The 22,080-nt window shown below is 63.7% G+C and carries 28 protein-coding genes; 10 read left to right on the top strand and 18 right to left on the bottom strand.

Going from position 1 to position 22,080, the window contains the following annotated elements; genetic code table 11:
• The first annotated feature begins 68 nt into the window (after positions 1-68).
• The 4 genes from ftsY (at position 69) to rpoH (ending at position 4,267) form a co-directional block, all read left to right on the top strand.
• On the top strand, positions 69-1,610 hold the full coding sequence (ftsY, locus tag J4D28_RS21440; RefSeq protein WP_016704837.1) for a signal recognition particle-docking protein FtsY: 1,542 nt from the start codon (positions 69-71) through the stop codon (positions 1,608-1,610).
• Complete coding sequence (ftsE, locus tag J4D28_RS21435) at positions 1,607-2,278, top strand: cell division ATP-binding protein FtsE (protein ID WP_009051326.1); 672 nt, start codon at positions 1,607-1,609, stop codon at positions 2,276-2,278. Before ftsY ends, ftsE begins: the two co-directional genes overlap by 4 nt.
• Positions 2,275-3,297, top strand: a complete 1,023-nt coding sequence (gene ftsX / locus J4D28_RS21430) for a permease-like cell division protein FtsX (RefSeq protein ID WP_009051325.1) — start codon at positions 2,275-2,277, stop codon at positions 3,295-3,297. The genes ftsE and ftsX overlap by 4 nt, the downstream gene beginning before the upstream one ends.
• 115 nt (positions 3,298-3,412) lie before the next feature.
• Positions 3,413-4,267, top strand: a complete 855-nt coding sequence (rpoH, locus tag J4D28_RS21425) for an RNA polymerase sigma factor RpoH (protein WP_007921212.1) — start codon at positions 3,413-3,415, stop codon at positions 4,265-4,267.
• Positions 4,268-4,429: 162 nt separating this feature from the next.
• On the opposite strand, the gene mtgA is transcribed toward rpoH, so the two are convergent.
• Positions 4,430-5,152 carry a monofunctional biosynthetic peptidoglycan transglycosylase gene (gene mtgA, locus J4D28_RS21420; RefSeq protein WP_009051324.1) on the bottom strand — a complete coding sequence of 241 codons (723 nt, stop codon included), beginning with the start codon at positions 5,150-5,152 and terminating at the stop codon, positions 4,430-4,432.
• Between the two features lie 73 nt (positions 5,153-5,225).
• On the opposite strand from mtgA, the gene J4D28_RS21415 reads away from it, so the two are divergent.
• The 4 genes from J4D28_RS21415 to trmB all read left to right on the top strand — a co-directional run bounded on the left by J4D28_RS21415 (position 5,226) and on the right by trmB (position 7,617).
• Complete coding sequence (locus J4D28_RS21415; RefSeq protein WP_016704840.1) at positions 5,226-5,606, top strand: DUF423 domain-containing protein; 381 nt, start codon at positions 5,226-5,228, stop codon at positions 5,604-5,606.
• 71 nt (positions 5,607-5,677) lie between these two features.
• Positions 5,678-5,878: a sulfur carrier protein ThiS gene (gene thiS, locus J4D28_RS21410; RefSeq protein WP_016704841.1), complete on the top strand. Its 201-nt coding sequence runs from the start codon at positions 5,678-5,680 to the stop codon at positions 5,876-5,878.
• Positions 5,879-6,087: 209 nt separating this feature from the next.
• A complete protein-coding gene (locus J4D28_RS21405) occupies positions 6,088-6,882 on the top strand; it encodes a thiazole synthase (RefSeq protein WP_007921204.1) in 795 nt (264 codons plus the stop codon).
• A gap of 9 nt (positions 6,883-6,891) precedes the next feature.
• Positions 6,892-7,617, top strand: a complete 726-nt coding sequence (trmB, locus tag J4D28_RS21400) for a tRNA (guanosine(46)-N7)-methyltransferase TrmB (protein WP_016704842.1) — start codon at positions 6,892-6,894, stop codon at positions 7,615-7,617.
• Between the two features lie 69 nt (positions 7,618-7,686).
• Here the strand turns inward: trmB and J4D28_RS21395 are convergent, their stop codons facing one another.
• The 11 genes from J4D28_RS21395 to J4D28_RS21345 all read right to left on the bottom strand — a co-directional run bounded on the left by J4D28_RS21395 (position 7,687) and on the right by J4D28_RS21345 (position 15,393).
• A complete protein-coding gene (locus tag J4D28_RS21395) occupies positions 7,687-8,235 on the bottom strand; it encodes an RNA 2'-phosphotransferase (protein WP_101283832.1) in 549 nt (182 codons plus the stop codon).
• Between the two features lie 157 nt (positions 8,236-8,392).
• A complete protein-coding gene (locus tag J4D28_RS21390) occupies positions 8,393-8,716 on the bottom strand; it encodes a DUF3392 domain-containing protein (protein ID WP_007921199.1) in 324 nt (107 codons plus the stop codon).
• Between the two features lie 22 nt (positions 8,717-8,738).
• Entirely contained in the window at positions 8,739-9,941 is a 1,203-nt protein-coding gene (gene hemW / locus J4D28_RS21385) for a radical SAM family heme chaperone HemW (RefSeq protein ID WP_009051319.1), read from the bottom strand.
• Entirely contained in the window at positions 9,938-10,534 is a 597-nt protein-coding gene (gene rdgB, locus J4D28_RS21380) for an RdgB/HAM1 family non-canonical purine NTP pyrophosphatase (RefSeq protein ID WP_009051318.1), read from the bottom strand. Before rdgB ends, hemW begins: the two co-directional genes overlap by 4 nt.
• Positions 10,531-10,965: a DUF4426 domain-containing protein gene (locus tag J4D28_RS21375; RefSeq protein ID WP_028683555.1), complete on the bottom strand. Its 435-nt coding sequence runs from the start codon at positions 10,963-10,965 to the stop codon at positions 10,531-10,533. Before J4D28_RS21375 ends, rdgB begins: the two co-directional genes overlap by 4 nt.
• Before the next feature lie 27 nt (positions 10,966-10,992).
• Entirely contained in the window at positions 10,993-11,613 is a 621-nt protein-coding gene (metW, locus tag J4D28_RS21370; RefSeq protein WP_007921185.1) for a methionine biosynthesis protein MetW, read from the bottom strand.
• Between the two features lie 7 nt (positions 11,614-11,620).
• Positions 11,621-12,760 carry a homoserine O-acetyltransferase gene (locus J4D28_RS21365; RefSeq protein ID WP_009051317.1) on the bottom strand — a complete coding sequence of 380 codons (1,140 nt, stop codon included), beginning with the start codon at positions 12,758-12,760 and terminating at the stop codon, positions 11,621-11,623.
• A 173-nt stretch (positions 12,761-12,933) separates the two neighbouring features.
• Positions 12,934-13,227: a DUF167 domain-containing protein gene (locus J4D28_RS21360; protein WP_028683556.1), complete on the bottom strand. Its 294-nt coding sequence runs from the start codon at positions 13,225-13,227 to the stop codon at positions 12,934-12,936.
• A gap of 13 nt (positions 13,228-13,240) precedes the next feature.
• Complete coding sequence (locus tag J4D28_RS21355) at positions 13,241-13,831, bottom strand: YggT family protein (protein WP_009051315.1); 591 nt, start codon at positions 13,829-13,831, stop codon at positions 13,241-13,243.
• 10 nt (positions 13,832-13,841) lie between these two features.
• Positions 13,842-14,660, bottom strand: a complete 819-nt coding sequence (gene proC / locus J4D28_RS21350) for a pyrroline-5-carboxylate reductase (RefSeq protein WP_103331447.1) — start codon at positions 14,658-14,660, stop codon at positions 13,842-13,844.
• A 34-nt stretch (positions 14,661-14,694) separates the two neighbouring features.
• Complete coding sequence (locus J4D28_RS21345) at positions 14,695-15,393, bottom strand: YggS family pyridoxal phosphate-dependent enzyme (protein ID WP_103331448.1); 699 nt, start codon at positions 15,391-15,393, stop codon at positions 14,695-14,697.
• Between the two features lie 57 nt (positions 15,394-15,450).
• Between J4D28_RS21345 and J4D28_RS21340 the strand changes: the two genes are divergently transcribed.
• On the top strand, positions 15,451-16,485 hold the full coding sequence (locus J4D28_RS21340; protein WP_038575072.1) for a type IV pilus twitching motility protein PilT: 1,035 nt from the start codon (positions 15,451-15,453) through the stop codon (positions 16,483-16,485).
• Between the two features lie 82 nt (positions 16,486-16,567).
• Here the strand turns inward: J4D28_RS21340 and J4D28_RS21335 are convergent, their stop codons facing one another.
• On the bottom strand, positions 16,568-17,200 hold the full coding sequence (locus J4D28_RS21335; RefSeq protein ID WP_009046022.1) for a C40 family peptidase: 633 nt from the start codon (positions 17,198-17,200) through the stop codon (positions 16,568-16,570).
• 250 nt (positions 17,201-17,450) lie between these two features.
• Between J4D28_RS21335 and J4D28_RS21330 the strand changes: the two genes are divergently transcribed.
• Complete coding sequence (locus tag J4D28_RS21330) at positions 17,451-17,870, top strand: TM2 domain-containing protein (RefSeq protein ID WP_009051311.1); 420 nt, start codon at positions 17,451-17,453, stop codon at positions 17,868-17,870.
• A 105-nt stretch (positions 17,871-17,975) separates the two neighbouring features.
• Here the strand turns inward: J4D28_RS21330 and J4D28_RS21325 are convergent, their stop codons facing one another.
• The 5 genes from J4D28_RS21325 to J4D28_RS21305 form a co-directional block, all read right to left on the bottom strand.
• Positions 17,976-19,247: a dihydroorotase gene (locus J4D28_RS21325; RefSeq protein ID WP_009051310.1), complete on the bottom strand. Its 1,272-nt coding sequence runs from the start codon at positions 19,245-19,247 to the stop codon at positions 17,976-17,978.
• On the bottom strand, positions 19,244-20,248 hold the full coding sequence (locus tag J4D28_RS21320; protein ID WP_007929978.1) for an aspartate carbamoyltransferase catalytic subunit: 1,005 nt from the start codon (positions 20,246-20,248) through the stop codon (positions 19,244-19,246). Before J4D28_RS21320 ends, J4D28_RS21325 begins: the two co-directional genes overlap by 4 nt.
• A 26-nt stretch (positions 20,249-20,274) precedes the next feature.
• Positions 20,275-20,781 (bottom strand): bifunctional pyr operon transcriptional regulator/uracil phosphoribosyltransferase PyrR, encoded by a 507-nt coding sequence (gene pyrR / locus J4D28_RS21315; protein ID WP_007929976.1) that lies wholly within the window; start codon positions 20,779-20,781, stop codon positions 20,275-20,277.
• A gap of 121 nt (positions 20,782-20,902) precedes the next feature.
• Positions 20,903-21,340: a Holliday junction resolvase RuvX gene (ruvX, locus tag J4D28_RS21310; protein WP_009046019.1), complete on the bottom strand. Its 438-nt coding sequence runs from the start codon at positions 21,338-21,340 to the stop codon at positions 20,903-20,905.
• Positions 21,340-21,909, bottom strand: coding sequence for a YqgE/AlgH family protein (locus tag J4D28_RS21305; protein WP_007929972.1), 570 nt, complete (start codon positions 21,907-21,909; stop codon positions 21,340-21,342). Before J4D28_RS21305 ends, ruvX begins: the two co-directional genes overlap by 1 nt.
• Between the last annotated feature and the right edge of the window lie 171 nt (positions 21,910-22,080).

The following is a 22,080-nucleotide window of genomic DNA, read 5'->3' as shown; positions in this document are numbered from 1 at the left end:
TCTGCATCGAATATTTATTTGCCGGTGCGCCTTGATGGCGCGTCGCTACCTTGAGATAGCCGTCCTCCATGTTTGGTTCCAACGACGACAAGAAGACCCCAGCCGCGGCTGGCGAAAAGAAAGGCCTGTTCGGATGGCTGCGCAAAAAACCGCAGGAAACCGTCGTCGAACAGCCACAAGTCCCTGTCGAGCCTGCCCCGGCTCCCGCTCCCGTTATAGATCAAGCCCCGGTTGTCGAAGTCGCCGCTCCTGTGGTGTCGCCGATTGCCGAGCCGATCCTGCAGCCTGAACAACCTGCGCCGGCGGTCGAACATGCTCCCGCGCCGGAACTGCCGCTGACCCCCGAGCACAAGCCCTGGCTGACCCTGCCGGTGGCGGAAGAGCCGGTGGCGCTGGTGGAAGACGAGCAGGCGCCGCACATCACCCCGCCGATTCCGGCCGCGACCGATGTGCAGCAAGCCGCCGAGCTGTTGGTGGCCGAGTTGGCACACAGCGAGCCAGCTGCGGCCCAGGCGCCGATCGAAGAGGAGGACGTGCCACAACCAGTGATCGCGGCCTTCGTGCAGCCCGAGCCTGTCCGAGCACCGGAGCCTGCCCCGGTTGTCGTTGCTCCAGTTGCTCCGGTCGCGGCGGTCGAAGTGCCTGCTGCCGTCGAGCCGCCCCGTGCCGAAGACAACAAGGTCGGCTTCTTCGCCCGCCTCAAGCAGGGCCTGTCCAAGACCAGCGCCAGCATTGGCGAAGGCATGGCCAGCCTGTTCCTGGGCAAGAAGACCATTGACGACGAGTTACTGGAAGATATCGAGACCCGCCTGCTGACCGCCGACGTGGGCGTGGAAGCCACCGCGGTGATCATCCGGAACCTGACCCAGAAGGTCGCGCGCAAGCAGCTGACCGACGTCGATGCGCTGTACAAGTCGCTGCAGGCCGAGCTGGCGAGCATGCTCAAGCCGGTGGAGCAGCCGCTGCAGATCGCTTCGCAAACCAAGCCCTTCGTGATTCTGGTGGTGGGCGTCAACGGCGCCGGCAAGACCACCACCATCGGCAAGCTGGCCAAGAAGCTGCAGCTCGAAGGCAAGAAGGTCATGCTCGCCGCGGGCGACACCTTCCGCGCCGCAGCCGTGGAACAGCTGCAGGTCTGGGGTGAGCGCAACAAGATCCCGGTCATCGCCCAGCACACCGGCGCCGACTCGGCTTCGGTGATCTTCGACGCCGTGCAGGCCGCCAAGGCCCGTGGCATCGATGTGCTGATCGCCGACACCGCCGGCCGCCTGCACACCAAAGACAACCTGATGGAAGAGCTGAAGAAGGTCCGCCGGGTGATCGGCAAGCTCGACGCCGACGCGCCGCACGAAGTGTTGCTGGTGCTCGACGCCGGTACCGGCCAGAACGCCATCAACCAGGCCAAGCAGTTCAACCAGACGGTCGAGCTGACCGGCCTGGCCCTGACCAAGCTTGACGGCACCGCCAAGGGCGGGGTGATCTTCGCCCTGGCCAAGCAGTTCGGCCTGCCGATCCGCTATATCGGCGTCGGTGAGGGCATCGACGACCTGCGTACCTTTGAAGCCGAACCCTTTGTCCAGGCACTGTTTGCCGAGCGGGAGCGTTCATGATTCGTTTCGAACAGGTCGGTAAGCGTTATCCGAACGGCCATGTCGGCTTGCACGAGCTGAGTTTCCGGGTTCGTCGGGGCGAGTTTCTGTTCGTCACCGGTCATTCTGGCGCCGGCAAGTCCACGCTGCTGCGGTTGCTGCTGGCCATGGAGCGTCCAACCAGCGGCAAGCTGCTGTTGGCCGGTCAGGACCTGAGCACCATCAGCAATGCGCAGATTCCGTTCCTGCGGCGGCAGATCGGCGTGGTGTTCCAGAACCACCAGCTGCTGTTCGATCGCACCGTTTTCAACAATGTCGCCTTGCCGCTGCAGATCCTCGGCCTGTCCAAGGCCGAAATCGCCAAGCGCGTGGACTCGGCCCTGGAGCGCGTGGCGCTCTCGGACAAGACCGATCTTTACCCGGGCGACCTGTCCACCGGTCAGCAGCAGCGCGTCGGCATTGCTCGCGCCATCGTGCACCGCCCGGCCTTGCTGCTGGCGGACGAACCCACAGGTAACCTCGACCCGCGTCTGGCGGCGGAAATCATGGGCGTATTCGAAGATATCAACCGTCTGGGCACCAGCGTGCTGATCGCCAGTCACGACCTGGCGCTGATCGCGCGCATGCGCCACCGCATGCTGACCCTGCAACGCGGCCGATTGATCGGCGACGGGGAGGCTAGCGTATGAGTGCGACCCGCAGCCCTAAAGTGGCCGAACGCGTGGCTCCGAAAGCCCCGGATCAACCGCCGCAGAAGAAAAAACGCGACGAAGACGACGGTCCGGATTTCAGCACCCTGCTGCACGCCTGGATCGAAAGCCATCGCGCCAGCCTGCTCGACAGCCTGCGTCGCCTGGGCAAGCAGCCGATCGGCAGTTTCTTCACCTGCCTGGTGATGGCCGTGGCCCTGAGCCTGCCGATGGGCTTATCGTTGTTGCTCAACAACGTCGAGCGCCTGGGTGGCTCCTGGCAGCGCGCGGCGCAGATTTCCCTGTACCTGGAGCTCGACGCCAGCGCCACCGAGGGCGAAAGCCTGAGTGAGCAGATCAAGGCCATGCCGGGCGTGGCGGATGCCGAGTTCATCAGCAAGGACAAGGCCCTGGACGAGTTCCAGCAGCAGTCCGGGCTGGGCGAGGCGCTCAAGGAGTTGCCGCAGAACCCGCTGCCGGGCGTGGTCCTGGTCACGCCGAACGAAGTGGACAAGGCAACCCTGGAAGCCTTGCGCCAGCGCCTGGCGGAAATGCCCAAGGTGCAGCAGGCGCAACTGGACCTGGTGTGGGTCGAGCGGCTGGCGGCGATCCTCAAGCTGGGCGACCGGTTTGTCTTCGGCCTGACGGTGTTGCTGGTTTCTGCATTACTTTTGGTGATAGGCAATACCATTCGTCTTCATATTGAAAACCGCCGCACCGAGATAGAAGTGATTAAACTCGTCGGCGGCACGGACAGTTATGTGCGGCGTCCCTTCCTTTATATGGGCGCCTTGTATGGCTTCGGTGCGGGGATTCTGTCCTGGGGTGTTCTGGCGTTCGGCCTCGACTGGCTGAACGACGCGGTAGTGGGGTTGGCCGGCTTGTACGGCAGTGATTTCGCCCTGGCTGGCGTACCGGTCGCCGATGGTCTATCACTCTTGCTTGGCGCGGTGTTGTTGGGGTATATCGGTGCGTGGATTGCGGTGGCCCGTCACTTGCGGGAGCTGGCGCCGAAATAGTGTCTTTTTGCTTGTATTGACCTTTTAGAATTTTTGGGAACTTGTTTTGTGGTTCCCGGTCAATTTTCAGCAGTGCTGAATAAGCACGAGTTATGTGAGTCGGAGGTTTTTTCGTATGACCACTTCTTTGCAACCTGCTTATGCCTTGGTCCCGGGTGCGAACCTGGAGGCCTATGTGCACACGGTGAACAGCATTCCATTGCTGACGCCCGAGCAGGAGCGTGAACTGGCCGAGAGTCTCTACTATGAGCAGGATCTTGAGGCGGCTCGGCAGATGGTGCTCGCCCACCTGCGTTTTGTCGTACATATCGCCCGTAGCTATTCCGGCTACGGTCTGGCCCAGGCCGACCTGATTCAGGAAGGCAACGTCGGCCTGATGAAGGCTGTAAAACGCTTCAATCCGGAAATGGGTGTGCGTCTGGTTTCGTTCGCCGTGCACTGGATCAAGGCGGAAATCCACGAGTTCATCCTGCGCAACTGGCGCATCGTGAAAGTCGCGACCACCAAGGCCCAGCGCAAGCTGTTCTTCAACCTGCGCAGCCAGAAGAAGCGCCTGGCCTGGTTGAACAACGAAGAAGTCCATCGTGTGGCGGAAAGCCTCGGTGTGGAGCCGCGCGAAGTGCGCGAGATGGAAAGCCGCCTGACCGGCCATGACATGGCCTTCGACCCAGCCGCCGAAGCGGATGACGACAGCGCCTTCCAATCGCCGGCCAACTACCTGGAAGACCACCGGTACGATCCGGCTCGTCAGCTGGAAGACGCCGACTGGACCGACAACTCCACCAGCAACCTGCACGAAGCGCTGGAAGTGCTGGACGACCGCAGCCGCGACATCCTCTATCAGCGCTGGCTGGCGGAAGAGAAAGCCACGCTGCACGACCTGGCGCAGAAGTACAACGTCTCGGCCGAGCGTATCCGTCAGCTCGAGAAGAGCGCGATGAACAAGCTCAAGCTATCGATTGCCGCGTAATACGCCACGCAATACAAAACGCCCCGATTCGATCGGGGCGTTTTTGTTTGTGGCGTTGGGGCGGCGCTGTCTGTAAGGACGCTATCGCGAGCAAGCTTCGCGCCTACGGGGCCGCGCATTCTTCTGTGGGAGCGAAGCTTGCTCGCGATCAGATCTTGAACGTCACTGCGCCCACAGCGCCTTGCGCGAATCGTTCAGGCCCAGCAGGTAGCTGTCGCCGCCCAGCTGGTTCATCTGCCGGCGGATCCAGCCGGCCCGTTGCGCCACGTAGCTGCTTGGATGGCTGGCACTCCATACCCGTGGATTGGGCAGGACCGCGGCCAGCAGGCTGGCCTGCTGCCGCGACAGCGAGCCCGCGCTGACGCCGAAGTGATGCCGCGCCGCGGCCTCGGCACCAAATACGCCTTCGTCCCACTCAACGCTGTTGAGGTAGACCTCGAGAATCCGTTGCTTGGGCCAGAAGATCTCGATCAGCCCGGTGAACCAAGCCTCCAGCCCTTTACGCAGCCAGCTGCGTCCGGACCACAGGAACAGGTTTTTCGCCACCTGCTGGCTCAGGGTGCTGGCGCCACGAATCGAACCGCCGCGCTCGTTGTGGGCGAAGGCGGCCTGGATCGCGCCGAAGTCGAACCCCCAGTGTTCAGGGAACTTCTGGTCTTCACCGGCGATCACCGCCACCTTCAGGTCGTCGGAGATCTCGTCCCAGGGTTTCCAGCTGCGTTGCAGGTCGATGGGTTCGCCGTCGACCCAGGATTCGACCTTGCGTTCGACCATCAAGGCCGTGCCCGGAGGCGGCACGACACGGAACACCAGCACCAGCAAAACACTGCCGACGGCGAACCAGAGCAGGGCTTTAGAGAAACGACGGAAAAATAAACGCAGCATAGAGATGGCTTGGCCGAACCCGTTGAGCGCGCCATTATACAGGCCCGACCGACGATTCTGACTGGAGTTCCTCATGCTGCGTGGTTTCCTGATGCTGGCCGCCTTTTTCGGCTTTACCGGCGTTGCCCTGGGCGCATTCGCTGCCCATGGCTTGAAAAATCGCCTGAGCGCGGAATACCTGGCGATTTTCCATACCGGCGTCACTTACCAGCTGGTGCACACCCTGGCGCTGCTGGGCGTGGCGCTGCTGGCCACGCAGATCCCCGGCCGCCTGATGACCTGGGCCGGCGCTTCGTTCGCCATCGGCATCCTGCTGTTTTCCGGCAGCCTCTACCTGCTGACCCTGACCGGTTTCAGCAAGCTGGGCATTGTCACCCCGTTCGGTGGGCTGGCCTTCCTGATCGGCTGGTTATGCCTGGGTCTTGCCGCCTGGCGCTTGCAACTGACCGCTTGACGCTTGTAGCTGACCTTTAGGTCATGATCGGGCTAGAATGCTGGCCCCTAAAAATGATGGCGGCATCCGGCATGCGCATTCAGTTGAACGGCGAATCCTTTGAACTGCCCGACGGCGAAACCGTTGCGGCCCTGCTGACCCGTCTGGACCTGACCGGACGCCGGATCGCGGTCGAACTCAACCTGGATATCGTCCCGCGCAGCCTGCACGCCGAGACCACCCTCAACGAGGGCGATCAGGTCGAAGTAGTCCACGCCATCGGCGGCGGCTAGCCAAACACCGTGAAAACTACTGCAGGCTTCGCGCGCAATACTGCGTTAAAAACAGGCTCGGAATGCTCATTTACAGCCAGTAAAGTCGGGTGCGACTCCAACCGTTCCTCGCCTGTTTTTGCCTTGTCTTGCCTTCGCTCGCTACGTTTTCACGGCGTTTGGTCTAATAAAGCATTCTGCAAGAACCTCACCCCAACAGAGGATTTCCGATGAGCAACGTTCGCAGCGACAAGCCTTTCGTTCTGGCCGGTCGTACTTACCAGTCGCGTTTGCTGGTAGGCACCGGCAAGTACCGTGACATGGAAGAAACCCGCCTGGCCATCGAAGCCTCGGGTGCCGAGATCGTCACCGTCGCCGTGCGCCGGACCAATATCGGGCAGAACCCGGGCGAACCGAACCTGCTGGATATCCTGCCGCCGGACCGCTACACCATCCTGCCGAACACCGCCGGCTGCTATGACGCGGTCGAGGCCGTGCGCACCTGCCGCCTGGCCCGTGAACTGCTCGACGGCCACAACCTGGTGAAGCTGGAAGTGCTGGCCGACCAGAAAACCCTGTTCCCCAACGTGCTGGAAACCCTCAAGGCCGCCGAAGTGCTGGTCAAGGAAGGTTTCGACGTGATGGTGTACACCAGCGATGACCCGATCATCGCCCGCCAGCTGGCGGAAATGGGCTGCATCGCGGTCATGCCGCTGGCTGGCCTGATCGGTACTGGCCTGGGGATCTGCAACCCGTACAACCTGCAGATCATCCTCGAAGAAGCCAAGGTCCCGGTGCTGGTGGATGCCGGTGTCGGTACTGCCTCCGACGCCACCATCGCCATGGAACTGGGCTGCGAAGCGGTGCTGATGAACTCGGCCATCGCCCATGCGCAACAACCGGTGCTGATGGCCGAAGCCATGAAGCACGCCATTGTGGCAGGCCGCCTGGCGTACCTCGCCGGCCGCATGCCGAAGAAACTCTATGCCAGCGCCTCCTCGCCGCTGGATGGTCTGATCAAGTAAGAGCCATTGATGACTGAATCAAACGACACGCCAATCCAGCCGGAAGCCGGCGACGAGCGCCAACACCGCCGCATCAAGAGTTTCGTGATGCGCGCCGGGCGCATGACCGAAGGCCAGCAGCGCGGCCTGGAGCAGGGCGCGCCGCTGTATGTGCTGCCGCTGGCCGACGCGCCGGTGGATTTCGATCAGGTGTTTGGCCGATCGGCGCCACGTTCCCTGGAAATCGGCTTCGGCATGGGCCACTCGCTGCTGGAAATGGCCGCGGCCGCGCCGGAGCAGGATTTCATTGGTGTGGAAGTGCACCGTCCGGGTGTCGGCGCGCTGCTCAACGGCGTGCTGACCCAGGGCCTGACCAACCTGCGGGTCTACGATTGCGATGCGATCGAAGTGCTCAACCGCTGCATCGCCGATAACAGCCTGGATCGCCTGATGCTGTTTTTCCCCGATCCGTGGCACAAGAGCCGTCACCACAAGCGTCGTATCGTTCAGGCGTCCTTCGCCGAGCTGGTGCGCAGCAAGCTGAAGGTCGGCGGCATCCTGCATATGGCCACCGACTGGGAGCCTTATGCCGAGTACATGCTGGAAGTGATGAATGTCGCGCCGGGTTACCGCAACCTGGCCGAAGACGGCAAGTGCGTGCCGCGCCCGGCCGAGCGCCCGATCACCAAGTTCGAGCGCCGCGGCGAGCGCCTGGGCCATGGTGTGTGGGATCTGAAGTTCGAAAAGCTGGCTTGAGCCCAGCCTTGTAGGGGCCGGCTGACCGGCGATGGGCTTCTTGCGGGCCAATCGCTGGCAAGCCAGCTCCTACAGGATTGCGATGAAATTCGCCGGAACCTGATCGGTCAGCCAGACCCCGTTCTCCGCCTGATAGAACTTGAAGCCCTGCGCCTGCATGTCCTGTGCGGCGATCTTGAGTATCACCACCTTCCCGTAACGCTGCCCCACCGATTCGGCGGTCGCCAGGTCCTGTGACAGGTGCACGTGATGGCGTGCGCCTGGGATCAGGCCTTTCTCGTTGATCGAGTCCATGAACCGCGTGGCGGTGCCGTGGTAAAGCACGGCCGGTGGCTGCTGCTCGGCCAGTTGCAAGCTCACGGTCTTGCTGGAATGGCCTTGCACGGCGCGAATGCGCTGGCCGTCCTCGGACAGGGCGAAGCGTTTCTTGTCGTTGCTGGCGACCACCTCGGCGATCAGTTCGGGCGTCAGCTGGCGTCCTTCCTTGGCGGCACCCTCGATCAAGGCATCGATCCCGGCCCAGCCTTCGCTGTCCAGCTGCAGGCCAATCGCCTGCGGCTCGTGGCGCAGCACGTAGCTGAGAAATTTGCTGACTTCTTCGGCGGCTTTTCTGCTCATATTCATCCTTGTGCATAAGTCATGTAGCCGCTGCCGCAGGCTGCGATCGGTTGCGAAGCGACCGCCAAGCCTGTTGATGCGATACGTCAGGTGTAATGCAGTGTCTGGGTTTATGGCTGCTGCGCAGCCAATCGCAGCCTGCGGCAGCGGCTACAGGTCAGCGGCGGTCGGCGACGACGCCGATCAGCACCAGCACCACCAGCAGCACCGGCGCCAGGCTGTAATTGTTGAACTGGCTCAGGCCGCGGACGATCCATGGCGTGGCGTAGATCAGCGCCGCGCCGCTGCCGATCATGCACAGCAGCGCCATCATCGGTACGCGCAGAGCGCCGGCGAGGCCGCCCAGGCGCGCTTCGACCCAGCCTTTGATATCGGCACCGAACAGCACCAACAGGCAGCCGACCAGGGCCAGGGAGATTTCTGAAAGGTTGCTGCGACTCCAGCGGGACACGGTAGCGAGCAGGTCGAGTATCAAATCCATTCGTTTTCCCTTAGGGCTGAAATCAGCTCAGAAATTTCTGCAGCAAGTCATTGAGGAAGAGTTGGCCGCGCGGGGTGGCCGCCAGGCGTGACGGTTCGACCTGCAACAGGCCGCTTTGTTCGGCGTCGCGGCGACCTTCGGCGAGGCTTTCCAGGGGCAGCCCGGTGCGCTCCGGGTACAGCCGGGCCTCGACGCCTTCGGTCAGGCGCAGGGCGTTCATCAAGAACTCGAACGGCAGTTCTTCGTTGCTCAGGTCCTTTTCGCCGGCCTTGAAGTTTTTCGCCGGGTTGAGGTAGTCCTTGGGCAGGCGGGTCTTCCAGGTGCGCACGATGCGCCCGTCCGGATGGCTGAGCTTGCCGTGGGCGCCGGCGCCGATGCCGATGAAGTCGCCGAAGCTCCAGTAATTGAGGTTGTGCCGTGCCGCTCGGCCGGGCTGGGCATAGGCCGAGACTTCGTACTGGGCGTAGCCGTGTTCGGCCAAAAGCGCCTGGCCGGCTTCCTGGATATCCCACAGGGTGTCGTCTTCCGGCAGCGTCGGCGGCTGGTTCCAGAACACCGTATTGGGCTCCAGGGTCAGCTGGTACCAGGACAGGTGGGTCGGTTTCATGGCGATGGCCTGGCGCAGGTCGCCCAGGGCGTCGTCCAGGGACTGATCCGGCAGGCCGTGCATCAGGTCCAGGTTGAAGTTGTCGAACCCGGCCTGGCGCGCCATGCCGGCGGCGCGGACCGCCTCGTCGCCGTTGTGGATGCGGCCTAGGGCCTTGAGCTTGTCTTCCTGGAAGCTCTGGATGCCGATCGACAGGCGATTGATGCCCAGGGCGCGATAGGCGGTGAACTTCTCCTGCTCGAAGGTCCCGGGGTTGGCTTCCAGGGTGATCTCGATGTCGTGGGCGAACGGGATGCGTTGCTCCACGCCTTTGAGCAGCCGGCCCAGGGCCTGGGCGCTGAACAGGCTCGGCGTGCCGCCGCCGAAGAAGATCGAACTCAGCTCGCGGCCGTAGACGGCGGGCAGGTCCTGGTCGAGGTCAGCCAGCAGGGCGTCGACGTACTCTTCTTCCGGCAGCACCGGGCTGGCGGCGTGGGAGTTGAAGTCGCAGTAAGGGCATTTGCGTACACACCACGGGATGTGGATGTACAGCGCCAGGGGCGGCAGATGGGGGAGGGCCGCCCGGGGCGTTTGCGCACCGCCGAGAATCAGCGGTTGCGCGGACGAATCAATGGTCATTGCAGGCTCAAGCGTTGCCGCAGAAGGGCCATGGCGCGGGCGCGATGGCTGAGTTGGTTCTTTTGGATCGGGTCCAGTTCGGCGCTGGAGCAGTTGCGCTCCGGCACCCAGAACAGCGGGTCGTAGCCGAAACCGTGCTCACCGCTGGCCGCCGTGAGGATGCGTCCGTGCCACAGGCCTTCGCAGAGGATCGGCAGCGGATCCTCGGCATGCCGCACCAGTGCCAGCACGCAGACGAATTGCGCGCCGCGCTCGGCCTCGGGGACGTCCTTCAGGGCGTCCAGCAGCTTGGCGTTGTTCGCCGCGTCGCCCTGGCCGTCGGCGTAACGCGCCGAGTAGATGCCCGGCGCGCCGCCGAGGAAGTCCACCGCCAGGCCCGAATCGTCCGCCAGCGCCGGCAGGCCGGAAATGCGCGAAGCGTTGCGGGCCTTGAGGATGGCGTTCTCGACGAACGACAGGCCGGTTTCTTCCGGCTCGACGCTGCTGAACTCGCCGATCGAGCGCAGGTGCACCGAGTCGCCGAGCATGGCCTGGAGTTCCTTGAGTTTGCCGGCGTTATGGCTGGCCAGTACGAGTTGGGTAAAAGTCATCATTCGCCGGGGAAAAGCTCTTGGTTGAAATTGATGGTGTTGATCGTGTCGCCGGTCTGCACCTTGATTTCGAAGGTGCGGGTTTCCTGCTGTTCCACCGGGTATTGGGCGATGTAGTAGATCGCGCCCTGTTCGGTGACCTGCTTGAATTTCAGCGGCACCGATTGGCTGGTCAGGTCCTTGACGGTCCCGGTGACCTGGGCGACCAGCGGTTTGCCGGCCTTGAGCACGGAAACGTTGATCACGCCCTGGTTCTTGCTGCGCACCAGCTCCGCGGCCTTGGCGATATCCGGTTGCAGGAAGGTGGAGTTGAAGGTGTTGTAGTGCACGGTCACGTCACCGAACACTTCCTGGCGCTCGCCCTTGATGGGCTCGGCGGCCATCGCCGACGCGCTCAGGCACGCTGCCAATAGAAAAGTAACCAAGCGACCCATGATCGTTCTCCTTGCTTTGAACCTGGTTTATACCGCGATCTGGTGATCCTGCAGGCCGGGGCTGCTGACGCGGTAGATGCCGATCTCACCTAACAGATTAGGCCATAGCTTACTGGCCCACCCGTGGCGGTGCTGTTGATCCACCGCAAGGCGATCGATGACCTTGGCTTCACGTTCGCGGCAAAGCTCTTCGAAGTCCTCGAATGTGCAGAAGTGGATGTTCGGCGTGTTGTACCAGGTGTACGGCAGGAATTCGGAGACCGGCATCCGCCCCTTGCTGGCCAGGTACCAGCGGCAGCGCCAGTGGCCGAAGTTGGGGAAGGTGATGATGCACTGGCGGCCGACCCGCAGCATTTCGTCGAGGATCCGGTCCGGGTAGTGCACGGCCTGCAGGGCCTGGGTCATGACCACGATATCGAAGCTGTTGCTGGCGAAGTTGCCCAGGCCCTTGTCCAGGTCTTGCTCGATGACGTTGATGCCCTTGGCTACGCACTCGGCGATGTTGTCCGGGTCGTTTTCCAGGCCATAACCGGTGACCTGCTTGTGATCGCGCAGCCAGCTCAGCAGTTCGCCATTGCCGCAACCGAGGTCGAGCACGCGGCTGCCGGCGGGGATCCATTCCTGGATGATTTCCAGATCAGCTCTCATGGCTTGTTCACACCGTAATTCGGTTCATGTAATTACCGAACGCCTGCAAGTAGCGCGGGATCGGAATCAGGAAGGCGTCGTGGCCCTGTGGCGCATCGATTTCCAGGTAGCTGACGTCCTTGCGCGCGGCCATCAGGGCGTCCACCAGCTCCCGCGAGCGGGCCGGGGAGAAGCGCCAGTCGGTGGTGAAGGACATCACGCAGAATTTGGCCTTGGCGCCTTCGAAGGTTTTCGCCAGGTTATCGTCGAAGTTCGCCGCCGGATCGAAGTAATCCAGGGCCTTGGTCATCAGCAGATAGGTGTTGGCGTCGAACCGCCCGGAGAACTCCTCGCCCTGATAACGCAGGTAGCTTTCGACCTGGAACTCGACGCTGTGGAAGTCGTAGTTGAGCTTTTCGCTCTTCAGGCCACGGCCGAATTTCTCGCCCATGGAGTCGTCGGACAGGTAGGTGATGTGTCCGACCATCCGCGCCAGCATCAGCCCGCGCTTGGGGATCACGCCCTGTTCCTGGAACGAACCGCCGTGGAATTCGGGGTCGGTGAGGATGGCCTGGCGCGCCACTTCGTTGAAGGCGATGTTCTGCGCCGACAGCTTGGGCGCCGAGGCGATGGCCAGGCAATGGCGCACCCGGTCCGGGTAGGTGATGGTCCATTGCAGGGCCTGCATGCCGCCCAGGCTGCCGCCGATCACGGCGGCCCACTGGTGGATGCCGATCCGGTCGGCCAGGCGTGCCTGGCTGTGCACCCAGTCTTCCACGGTCAGCACCGGGAAATCGGCGCCGAACGGCTTGCCGGTGTCCGGGTTGATGCTGCTCGGGCCGGTGGAGCCGTTGCAGCCGCCGAGGTTGTTCAGGCTGACGACGAAGAACTTGTTGGTGTCGATCGGCTTGCCCGGGCCGATGCAGCTGTCCCACCAACCCGGCTTGCGGTCGTCGGGGCTGTGGTAGCCGGCGGCGTGATGGTGGCCGGACAGGGCGTGGCAGATCAGCACGGCATTGCTCGCCGTGGCGTTCAGCTGGCCGTAAGTCTCAAAGATCAGATCATAGGCTGGCAGGGAGCGACCGCAGGCCAGGGCCAGGGGCTCGCTGAAGTGCGCCACTTGCGGCGTCACCAGACCAACGGAATCGGCGGGAAAGGCAGTTGGCATCGACCCTGCTCTCGTTTAAATGAGGCGTAAGTCTAAAGACCGCTGCCCCCAGCGGCAAGCAAAGGCCGGGGCTGATTTCATTGCATTGCCAAGCGGGCCATTTATCGCGAGCAAGCTCGCTCCTACAGGGGCTGCGGTGACCTTGTAGGAGCGAGCTTGCTCGCGAAACAGGCTCAGGTCTGGCGCGTCAGGCCAGGCAGATCCGGCAGCTTCTTCGGCGCGTTGATCCGCACCCGTTTCTGCCGGTTCAGCTCGCCGCTGATCAGGCTGACCTGGCTCTTGGACACGCCGAACGCCTTGGCCAGGAACGCCATCAGGTAGGCGTTGGCCTTGCCCTCCACTGGCGGCGCGGTGAGGCGGATCTTCAGGCGCTCGCCATGCAGCCCGGCGAAGTCATCGCTACGGGCCGCAGGTTGCAGGTGACACTCCAGGATCAGGTCGTCGCCGTCCCAGCGAAAGTAGCTCATCACAGAGGCCGGGTCAGATCAGCAGGCGCAGGATTTCCGGCATCATGGTCATCGCTGCCAGGTTGTTGATCACCAGCATGTCGATCAGCTTGAGCACCATGAACGCCAGGATCGGCGAGATATCCAGGCCGCCCATGCTCGGCAGGATGCGGCGGAACGGCGCCAGGGCCGGCTCGCAGATCTGGTTGACCAGTTCGGCGCCCGGGTTATGGCTGCCCGGGGCGACCCAGGAAAGGATCACGCTGATGATCAGGGCGAAGAAGAAAATCTTCATGAACAGCGCGGTCACGCCAATGATCGACCAGATCAGCAGCTGCACCGGGTTGCCGGTGGTGCCGTAGGTCAGCAGCAGGGTCAGGGCCATCAGCAGCAGTTGCACGACGATCGCCAGGATCAGCGACGACATGTCCAGGCCGAACAGGCTCGGGATGACCCGGCGCATCGGCTTGAGCAGCGGCTGGGTGGCGCGCACGGCGAACTGGCACAGCGGGTTGTAGAAGTCGGCGCGTACCAGTTGCAGCACGAAGCGCAGCAGCACGATCAGCAGGTACAGGCTGCCCAGGGTTTGCAGCACGTACACCGCCGCAGTGTTCAATCCAATCATCATTGGCTCCTTATTGGCCCAGTTGTTCGGCCATCTCGGCCGAGCGGTGCGCGGCGGCACCCAATGCTTTTTCCACCAGGGCTTCGAAGCCGCTGGCCTGGAACGACTTGATCGCCGCTTCCGTGGTACCGGCCGGCGAGGTCACGCGGCGGCGCAGTTCGGCCGCGTCGACGTCGCTGGACACCGCCATGTGCGCCGCGCCCAGCGCGGTCTGCAGGGTCAGTTGCCGGGCGGTTTCCCGTGGCAGGCCGAGCTTCTCGCCGGCGGCGGTCATGGCTTCGATCAGCAGGAAGAAATACGCCGGGCCGCTGCCGGACACCGCGGTCACCGCGTCCAGTTGCTGCTCCTGTTCCAGCCACAGGACGATGCCCACAGCCGACAGCAGCTCTTGCGCCTGCTGGCGTTGCTCCGCGCTCACCGCGGCGGTGGCGTACAGGCCGCTGGCGCCCTGGCGCAGCAGGGCCGGGGTGTTGGGCATGCAGCGCACAATCGGCTGCTCGCCGAGCCATGTGTTCATGCTGGCGCAGGTGATGCCGGCGGCGATGGACACGATCAGCTGGTGCGGCTTCAGGCTGGGGCGCAGGGCTTCGCACACGACCTTCATGGCCTGTGGCTTGACCGCCAGCACCACCACGTCGACGCCGTCGATGGCTTCGGCGTTGTCGGCGAACAGTTCAATGCCGTGCTCGGCCTGGACCTTGGCGCGGGTTTCGGCGCCCGGGTCGCTGGCGCGGATCTGGCTGGCGTCCAGGCCCTTGGCGCGCAGGCCGCCGATCAGGCTGGCAGCCATGTTGCCGGCGCCGATAAAGGCGATACGAGTCTTGCTCATGACAGGTCCTTATTCAGAGGTGGGGCCGCCACGGTCATGGCTGGCCATAATCGCGAGCGCCAAACAGGGCGGTACCGATACGTACCCAGGTGGAGCCTTGGGCGATGGCCGCTTCGAGGTCGTGGCTCATGCCCATGGAAAGTGTGTCGGTTGGCAGGTCGAGGCTGGCGTGCAGGTTTTCGTTCAGGCGGCGCACGGCCGCGAAGGCGGCGTCCTGGGCGGCACGATCTTCGGTCGGCTCGGGAATCGCCATCAGCCCGCGCAGTTTCAGGCGCGGCAAGGCGCCGATGGCGCTGGCCAGGGCGGGCAGGTCGGCCGGCGTGCAACCAGACTTGCTGGCCTCGCCGCTGACATTGACCTGAATGCAGATGTTCAACGGCGGCAAGTCGGCCGGGCGTTGCTCGGACAGGCGTTGAGCGATTTTCAAGCGATCCACGGAATGCACCCAGGCGAAGTTCTCGGCGATAGCTCGCGTCTTGTTCGACTGAATGGGGCCGATGAAGTGCCAACTCAAGGGCAGGTCGCCGAGTTCCGCCTGTTTGCCCAGGGCTTCCTGCAGGTAGTTCTCGCCGAAGTCGCGCAGGCCGGCGGCATAGGCTTCACGCAGCGCCGCGGCGGGCTTGGTCTTGCTCACGGCCAGCAGATGGATACTGCTTTCGTCACGTTGCGAGGCCTGCGCCGCGGCACGGATCCGTGCGCTAACCAGGGCGATGTTGTCTGCTATCGTGGACATTCGATGTACGCCAGCGGGTCTTGGGTTCGCGGCATTCTACTGGAATTGGGGAACGCTATGGATATCACTGAGTTGCTGGCCTTCAGCGTCAAACAGGGCGCTTCGGACCTGCACCTCTCGGCCGGTTTGCCGCCGATGATTCGCATCGACGGCGATATTCGCCGGATCAACCTGCCGGTGCTGGAGGCGCAACAGGTGCACGAGCTGATCCTGGCCAGCATGACGGACCCGCAGCGGGCCGAGTTCAAGGCCGCGCTGGAGATCGACTTTTCCTTCGCGGTGCCGGGCCTGGCGCGCTTTCGGGTCAATGCCTTCAACCATCAGCGCGGCGCTGGCGCGGTCTTTCGCAGCATTCCGGCCAAGGTGCCGAGCCTGGACGAACTGGGCATGGGCGAGGTGTTTCGCCGCATCAGCGAAGTGCCCCGCGGCCTGGTACTGGTGACCGGACCGACCGGTTCGGGCAAGTCGACCACCCTGGCGGCGATGATCGATCACCTGAACCAGAGCCGGCACCAGCACATCCTCACCATCGAGGACCCCATCGAGTTCATCCACGAATCGAAGAAGTGCCTGATCAACCAGCGCGAGGTGCATCGCGACACCCACAGCTTCTCCACGGCGCTGCGTTCGGCCCTGCGCGAGGACCCGGATGTGATCCTGGTCGGCGAGATGCGCGACCTGGAAACCATTCGCCTGGCGTTGACCGCCGCGGAGACCGGGCATCTGGTGTTCGGTACCCTGCACACCACCTCGGCGGCGAAAACCGTGGACCGGGTGGTGGATGTGTTTCCGGCCGAGGAGAAGGCGATGGTCCGCTCCATGCTCTCGGAATCGCTGCAGGCGGTGATTTCCCAGGCGCTGGTGAAGCGTATCGGCGGCGGCCGGGTAGCGGCCCACGAGATCATGCTGGGCAGCGCGGCGATCCGTAACCTGATCCGCGAGGACAAGGTGGCGCAGATGTACTCGGCGATCCAGACCGGCGGGGCGCAGGGGATGCAGACCCTGGACATGAGCCTGAAGGCGCTGGTGGATGCGGGGCTGGTCAGTCGGGAGCACGCCCGGGAGAAGGCGCGGGCGCCGGACAGTCTTTGAGGCTGGAGAGGGTTCGAGGCGGTAAATGCAATCGCGAGCCATCGAGCAGGCTGCTCGATGACTCGCGATCAGAGGGGGGCGATCAGCGCTGAACGATGCGCAGGGTGTTCTGCTCTTTTGGCAGGACCCGCTTGGCCACTACGTAGTTCTTGTCCCAGTACGGCTTCTTCAGGGTATCGATGGTCACCGACTTGCCGCGGCGCGGCGCGTGGATGAAACGATCGTTGCCCAGGTAGATGGCGACGTGGTTGACCCGGCGGCTCTTGAGGTTGAAGAACAGCAGGTCGCCAGGCTTGAGGTCCTTGCGCTCGACTTTCTGCCCGTGGCCGCTGGCCATAGCATTGGAGGTGCGCGGCAGATCGACGGCGGCGACGTCGTTGAACGCGTATTTCACCAGGCCGCTGCAGTCGAAGCCTTTGCTTGGGCTGCTGCCGCCCCAACGGTAAGGGGTACCCAGTACGTTGACGGCACGGCTGAGCACGGTGCTGCTCTGCTTGGCCGCCATCTGCGGCACCGGCTTGCTGCTGACGCTGCTCAGGTGGGTCGGGCGTTTGACCGACAGCTTGTTCTTGGAGCTGTTCTTGCTGACTTGGGTAACGTGGGCTTTTGGAGTGAAGCCGTTCACGTTGGGAAGACGTTGCTCACGATTGGTGGCGTGGGCGGCCAGTGGCATCAATAGGCAAATGGTTAGCCATGTCTTGAAAAATGGACGCATTAGGCAAGGCTCATATGGGTTAGCGCGCAACTTTATAACAGCTTTTTTGTCACTTCTCAGGCCGTTGGTCGATTCAACCTGGAGGTCAAATTCGCTGAAGAGGCGGCAAATTGACGCAATTGTCCGACAGAAGTCAGGCAGTACAAGGGTTTCACGGCAGCGACCTTAACATTTGCCACACGTCGGCTGCCTGTAAAAAAGTCACAAAGAATTAAAGAAAATTTATCTATTGCGTGGAACGAGGTACTCAATGAACACCTATCGCCCGGACGGTTCGACCCATGACACCCACAGCAAGGTGATCGGTTACCTGTTGTGGATTTTCGGTTTTACCGGCTCTCACCGCTTCTATTACGGCAAGCCGATTACCGGGACTATCTGGTTTTTCACCCTGGGCTTGCTGGGTATCGGTTGGCTGATCGACCTGTTCCTGATCCCGGCCATGGACCGCGAGGCCGACCTGCGTTTTACCCCGGGACCGATCGAGTACAGCGTCGCCTGGATCCTGCTGACCTTTCTCGGGATCTTTGGCGTGCACCGTATGTATCAGGGCAAATGGATCAGCGGCCTGCTGTACCTGCTGACTGGCGGGGTGTTCTTTCTGGGGGTCTTGTACGACTTCTGGACACTGAACGACCAGGTGTCGTTGCGTAACGCGCAGCGGCGTTGAATGCAGGAGCGCTATCGCGAGCAAGCTCGCTCCTACAGAAGAAGTACGGCGCCCATGTGGCCTGTGCCGTACCTGTAGGAGCGAGCTTGCTCGCGATCATGGCCGTCAGCCCTTGTGGCTGATCCGCCCATCCACCAGGGTGTAGCGCACCGCGCCCGGCAGGCTATGGCCAAGGAACGGGCAGTTCTCGCCTTTCGACAGCCAGTGTTCGCCGGCCACGGTGGACGTGCTCGGGTCGAACAGTACCAGGTCCGCCGGGGCGCCCACCGCCAGCTTGCCGACCGGCAGGCGCAGGGCGTCGGCCGGGCCGCTGCTCAGGCGTGCCAGCAGGGTCGGCAGGTCGAGCAGGCCGTCTTCCACCAGGGTCATGGCCAGTGGCAGCAGCAGCTCGACGCTGCTGATGCCCGGCTCGGTAGCCCCGAAAGGTGCCAGCTTGGCATCGCGTTCATGGGGCTGGTGATGGCTGGAGATGGCCTGGACCACCCCGGACTTCACCGCTTCACGCAGGCCTTCGCGGTCGGCGCGCGAGCGCAGCGGCGGCTGCACGTGATAGAGGCTGGAGAAGTCGATCAGCGCGTCGTCGGTGAGGATCAGCTGGTACAGCGCCACATCGGCGGTCACCGGCAGGCCACGGGCCTGGGCCTGGGCGATCAGGGCCACACCGCGGGCACTGGTCAATTGGCTGAAGTGGGCGCGCACGCCGCTTTGTTCCACCAGCAGCAGGTCACGGGCCAGCGCCACGGTTTCCGCGGTTTCCGGAATGCCCGGCAGGCCGAGGAAGCTGGCGGTGGCGCCTTCGTGGGCCAGGCCGCCTTCGGCCAGGTCGCGGTCCTGGGAGTGGAAAATCACCGTCAGGTCGAAGGTTGCCGCGTATTCCAGCGCCCGGCACAGGGTACGGGCGCTGCGGAAACCCTCCAGGCCGTTGCCGAAGGCCACGCAACCGGCGTCGCGCAGGGCGATCAGCTCGGCCAGCTGTTCGCCGTCCAGGCCTTTGCTCAGGGCACCGATCGGGAACACCTTGGTATTGCCGGCTTCGCGGGCGCGATCGAGGATCAGCTCGGCCACCGCCGAGGTGTCCAGCACCGGCTTGGTGCGCGGCGGGCAGCACAGGCTGGTGACGCCACCGGCCGCGGCGGCGCGGGTTTCGCTGGCGATGGTGCCTTTGCGGCTGTAGCCCGGCTCGCGCAGGGAGACGTTCAGGTCCACCAGTCCGGGCGCGGCCACCAGGCCTTTGGCGTCGAGGCTTTCGACCGCGTTGAAACCGGCGGGCGCGGCGCCGATGGCGACGATCTTGCCGGCTTCCAGATGGATATCGCTGACTTGATCCAGGCCGCTGCTTGGATCGATGACACGGGCGCCGAGAATGCTGAGCTTCACTGGGCGTTCTCCTGCTCGAATTGTCGCTGGGCGGTCTGCCCGCTCATGGCCATGGACAGTACGGCCATGCGTACCGCGATGCCGTAGGTCACCTGGTTGAGGATCACCGAGTGCGGACCGTCGGCCACCGCCGATTCGATCTCCACGCCGCGGTTGATCGGCCCCGGGTGCATGACGATGGCGTCCGGCTTGGCGCCGGCCAGGCGCGCGGTGGTCAGGCCGAACAGGCGGTAGAACTCGCCCTCGCTCGGCAGCAGGCCGCCCTGCATGCGCTCACGCTGCAGGCGCAGCATGATCACCACGTCGACGTCTTTCAGGCCTTCGGCCATGTCGGTGTAGACCTTCACCCCGTATTGCTCGATGCCGATCGGCAGCAGGGTCTTTGGCGCGATCACGCGGATGTCCGGGCAACCCAGGGTTTTCAGGGCCAGCATGTTCGAGCGCGCCACCCGCGAGTGCAGGATGTCGCCGACGATGGCCACCGAGAGGTTTTCGAAGCCGCCCTTGTGCCGACGGATGGTGAGCATGTCGAGCATGCCCTGGGTCGGGTGGGCGTGGCGGCCGTCGCCGCCGTTGATGATCGCCACCTGCGGGCACACATGTTCGGCGATGAAGTGCGCGGCGCCGGAGTCGCCGTGGCGCACGACGAACATGTCGGCGGCCATGGCTTCGAGGTTGCGCAGGGTATCGAGCAGGGTTTCACCCTTGCTGGCCGAGGAGGTGGACACGTTGAGCGTAATCACGTCCGCCGACAGGCGCTGGGCCGCCAGTTCGAAGGTGGTGCGGGTGCGGGTGGAGTTTTCGAAGAACACGTTGCACACGGTCTTGCCGCGCAGCAAAGGGACTTTCTTCACCGCCCGGGCGCCGACTTCGAGGAAGGAGTCGGCGGTGTCGAGGATTTCCGTCAGCAGCTCGCGACGCAGACCGTCGAGCGAGAGGAAATGGCGCAGCTGGCCCTGATCGTTGAGCTGCAGCGGGCGCTTGGCGTCTAGAGGCGTCATCGCAATGGACTCTTTAGAGGGGCGAATTAAAGGGCGAGGTCTTGAAGCTCGAGTTGAAGCGGCGCAGGACCGGACAATTTTACCCGCTCGTGGGCGGCCAGCGACAGGGTGGCACCGACCACGTTCGGGCGAATCGGCAGCTCGGCGGCGTCCAGGTCCAGCAGGCAGACCAGGGTCACGCTGGCCGGGCGGCCATAGTCGAACAGCTCGTTGAGGGCGGCGCGGATGGTGCGGCCGCTCATCAGCACGTCGTCGATCAGGATCAGGTGCTGGCCCTCGATCTCGAACGGCAGCTCGGAAGGGCGCACCTGCGGGTGCAGGCCGTTCTGGCTGAAGTCGTCGCGGTAGAAGGACACATCCAGGGTGCCCAGCGGCGCGTCGCTGCCCAGTTCCGCGAGCAGGGCCTGGGCGACCCAGACGCCGCCGGTACGGATGCCGATATAGCGGGGCTCGCTGATGGCGCGTTGTTCCAGGTGGGCGGTGAGACGCACGGCCATCTGGCTGATCAGTTCGGCGGGATTGGGCAGGCTCATGATTGCTCCTTCGTGGGCCCGCGCCTGGTTGCATGCAGCGAGGCGCAGGGTCTTACGGCTGGTGTTGTGGCCAGGAGGCGCGTGGCCGGGGGGTGGCCACGCATCTTCAGGATTCGGCGTTTCAGTTGTTCAGCAGCGCTGCGTTTTCGTCGAGCCAGCCTTGCAGCAGCAGGGCGGCGGCGATGGCGTCGACCGGGTTGTCGCGGTAACTGCCTTTCTGGCCGCCCCGGGCCAGGCGTTCGCCCTTGGCCTCGAAGGTGGTCAGGCGTTCGTCATGGGTATAGAAGGGCAGGTTATAGCGGCCATTGAGGCGCCGGGCGAATTTCTCGGCGCGTACGCACATCTCGCTCGGGGTGCCGTCCATGTTCAATGGCAGGCCGACCACCACCGCGTCCGGCTTCCATTCCTTGATCAGGGCTTCGACCTGGTTCCAGTCCGGCACGCCGTTCTGCGCCTTCAGGGTGCACAGCTCGCGGGCCTGGCCGGTGATGGCCTGGCCAACCGCCACGCCAATCTGTTTGGTGCCGTAGTCGAACCCGAGGATCAGTCGCAGGGCCATCAGGCGTGGCCCGCCTGGCTGGTCAGCAGGGCGAGGTTGATGCCCAGGTGCTTGGCCGCCGCTTCCAGGCGCAGCTCACTGCTGGTGTTGAACAGGATGTCGGCGTCGAACGGGCAGGTCAGCCAGGCGTTGTCCGCCAGCTCGGCTTCCAGCTGCCCGGCTTCCCAGCCGGCATAACCGAGGGCGATCAGGCTTTTGGCCGGGCCGACGCCATCGGCGATGGCGAACAGCACGTCCTGGGACGTCGACAGCGACAGGCCATCCAGCTCGACCGTGGCCTGGAAGGTCGGGCCGCTGGGATGCAGGACAAAACCGCGATCGGTCTGCACCGGGCCACCGATGAAGATCGGCACATGCTGGCAGAGCGCTGGCGGGTCGATCTCGGGGCGCAATTGCTCGAGGATGTCGGCGAGGTTCAGGTCCTGCGGACGATTGACCACCAACCCCATGGCGCCATTGGCATTGTGCTCGACGATGTAGGTCAAGGTGTGCGCAAAGTTCGGGTCGGCCATGTGCGGCATGGCGATCAGGAAGTGATGCTTGAGGTAGCTGGGGCTGACGTTTTTCATGAGCGCTAGTGTGGCGGTGGAGGGGCGAACTGACAAGCTGGGGATGCGCGGCACCGGGCATTTTGGTCGGCCTTTTGCAGCTGTGTCGGCATCGGGTCCATCGCGAGCAAGCTCGCTCCTACAGGTATTGCCCCGTCCCTGTAGGAGCGAGCTTGCTCGCGATAAGGCTGG

This window comes from Pseudomonas sp. GW531-T4 (assembly GCF_017349615.1).
Lineage (GTDB): Bacteria > Pseudomonadota > Gammaproteobacteria > Pseudomonadales > Pseudomonadaceae > Aquipseudomonas > Aquipseudomonas chlororaphis_I.
Note: the sequence above shows the minus strand (reverse complement) of the source record. Positions and strands in the feature narration are given on the sequence as shown.

Coding starts and splice junctions, on each gene's coding strand:
- thiS (WP_016704841.1), top strand. CDS start 5,678: ATGCGCATTCAGTTGAACGGCGAATCCTTTGAACTGCCCGACGGCGAA.
- J4D28_RS21320 (WP_007929978.1), bottom strand. CDS start 20,248: ATGACGCCTCTAGACGCCAAGCGCCCGCTGCAGCTCAACGATCAGGGC.
- J4D28_RS21340 (WP_038575072.1), top strand. CDS start 15,451: ATGGATATCACTGAGTTGCTGGCCTTCAGCGTCAAACAGGGCGCTTCG.
- rdgB (WP_009051318.1), bottom strand. CDS start 10,534: ATGATGACTTTTACCCAACTCGTACTGGCCAGCCATAACGCCGGCAAA.
- J4D28_RS21355 (WP_009051315.1), bottom strand. CDS start 13,831: ATGATTGGATTGAACACTGCGGCGGTGTACGTGCTGCAAACCCTGGGC.
- J4D28_RS21415 (WP_016704840.1), top strand. CDS start 5,226: ATGCTGCGTGGTTTCCTGATGCTGGCCGCCTTTTTCGGCTTTACCGGC.
- rpoH (WP_007921212.1), top strand. CDS start 3,413: ATGACCACTTCTTTGCAACCTGCTTATGCCTTGGTCCCGGGTGCGAAC.
- J4D28_RS21390 (WP_007921199.1), bottom strand. CDS start 8,716: ATGGATTTGATACTCGACCTGCTCGCTACCGTGTCCCGCTGGAGTCGC.
- proC (WP_103331447.1), bottom strand. CDS start 14,660: ATGAGCAAGACTCGTATCGCCTTTATCGGCGCCGGCAACATGGCTGCC.
- J4D28_RS21330 (WP_009051311.1), top strand. CDS start 17,451: ATGAACACCTATCGCCCGGACGGTTCGACCCATGACACCCACAGCAAG.
- J4D28_RS21375 (WP_028683555.1), bottom strand. CDS start 10,965: ATGGGTCGCTTGGTTACTTTTCTATTGGCAGCGTGCCTGAGCGCGTCG.
- J4D28_RS21360 (WP_028683556.1), bottom strand. CDS start 13,227: ATGAGCTACTTTCGCTGGGACGGCGACGACCTGATCCTGGAGTGTCAC.
- ftsX (WP_009051325.1), top strand. CDS start 2,275: ATGAGTGCGACCCGCAGCCCTAAAGTGGCCGAACGCGTGGCTCCGAAA.
- pyrR (WP_007929976.1), bottom strand. CDS start 20,781: ATGAGCCTGCCCAATCCCGCCGAACTGATCAGCCAGATGGCCGTGCGT.
- J4D28_RS21345 (WP_103331448.1), bottom strand. CDS start 15,393: ATGTCCACGATAGCAGACAACATCGCCCTGGTTAGCGCACGGATCCGT.
- J4D28_RS21335 (WP_009046022.1), bottom strand. CDS start 17,200: ATGCGTCCATTTTTCAAGACATGGCTAACCATTTGCCTATTGATGCCA.
- trmB (WP_016704842.1), top strand. CDS start 6,892: ATGACTGAATCAAACGACACGCCAATCCAGCCGGAAGCCGGCGACGAG.
- mtgA (WP_009051324.1), bottom strand. CDS start 5,152: ATGCTGCGTTTATTTTTCCGTCGTTTCTCTAAAGCCCTGCTCTGGTTC.
- J4D28_RS21305 (WP_007929972.1), bottom strand. CDS start 21,909: ATGAAAAACGTCAGCCCCAGCTACCTCAAGCATCACTTCCTGATCGCC.
- ruvX (WP_009046019.1), bottom strand. CDS start 21,340: ATGGCCCTGCGACTGATCCTCGGGTTCGACTACGGCACCAAACAGATT.
- hemW (WP_009051319.1), bottom strand. CDS start 9,941: ATGACCATTGATTCGTCCGCGCAACCGCTGATTCTCGGCGGTGCGCAA.
- J4D28_RS21405 (WP_007921204.1), top strand. CDS start 6,088: ATGAGCAACGTTCGCAGCGACAAGCCTTTCGTTCTGGCCGGTCGTACT.
- ftsE (WP_009051326.1), top strand. CDS start 1,607: ATGATTCGTTTCGAACAGGTCGGTAAGCGTTATCCGAACGGCCATGTC.
- ftsY (WP_016704837.1), top strand. CDS start 69: ATGTTTGGTTCCAACGACGACAAGAAGACCCCAGCCGCGGCTGGCGAA.
- J4D28_RS21365 (WP_009051317.1), bottom strand. CDS start 12,760: ATGCCAACTGCCTTTCCCGCCGATTCCGTTGGTCTGGTGACGCCGCAA.
- metW (WP_007921185.1), bottom strand. CDS start 11,613: ATGAGAGCTGATCTGGAAATCATCCAGGAATGGATCCCCGCCGGCAGC.
- J4D28_RS21395 (WP_101283832.1), bottom strand. CDS start 8,235: ATGAGCAGAAAAGCCGCCGAAGAAGTCAGCAAATTTCTCAGCTACGTG.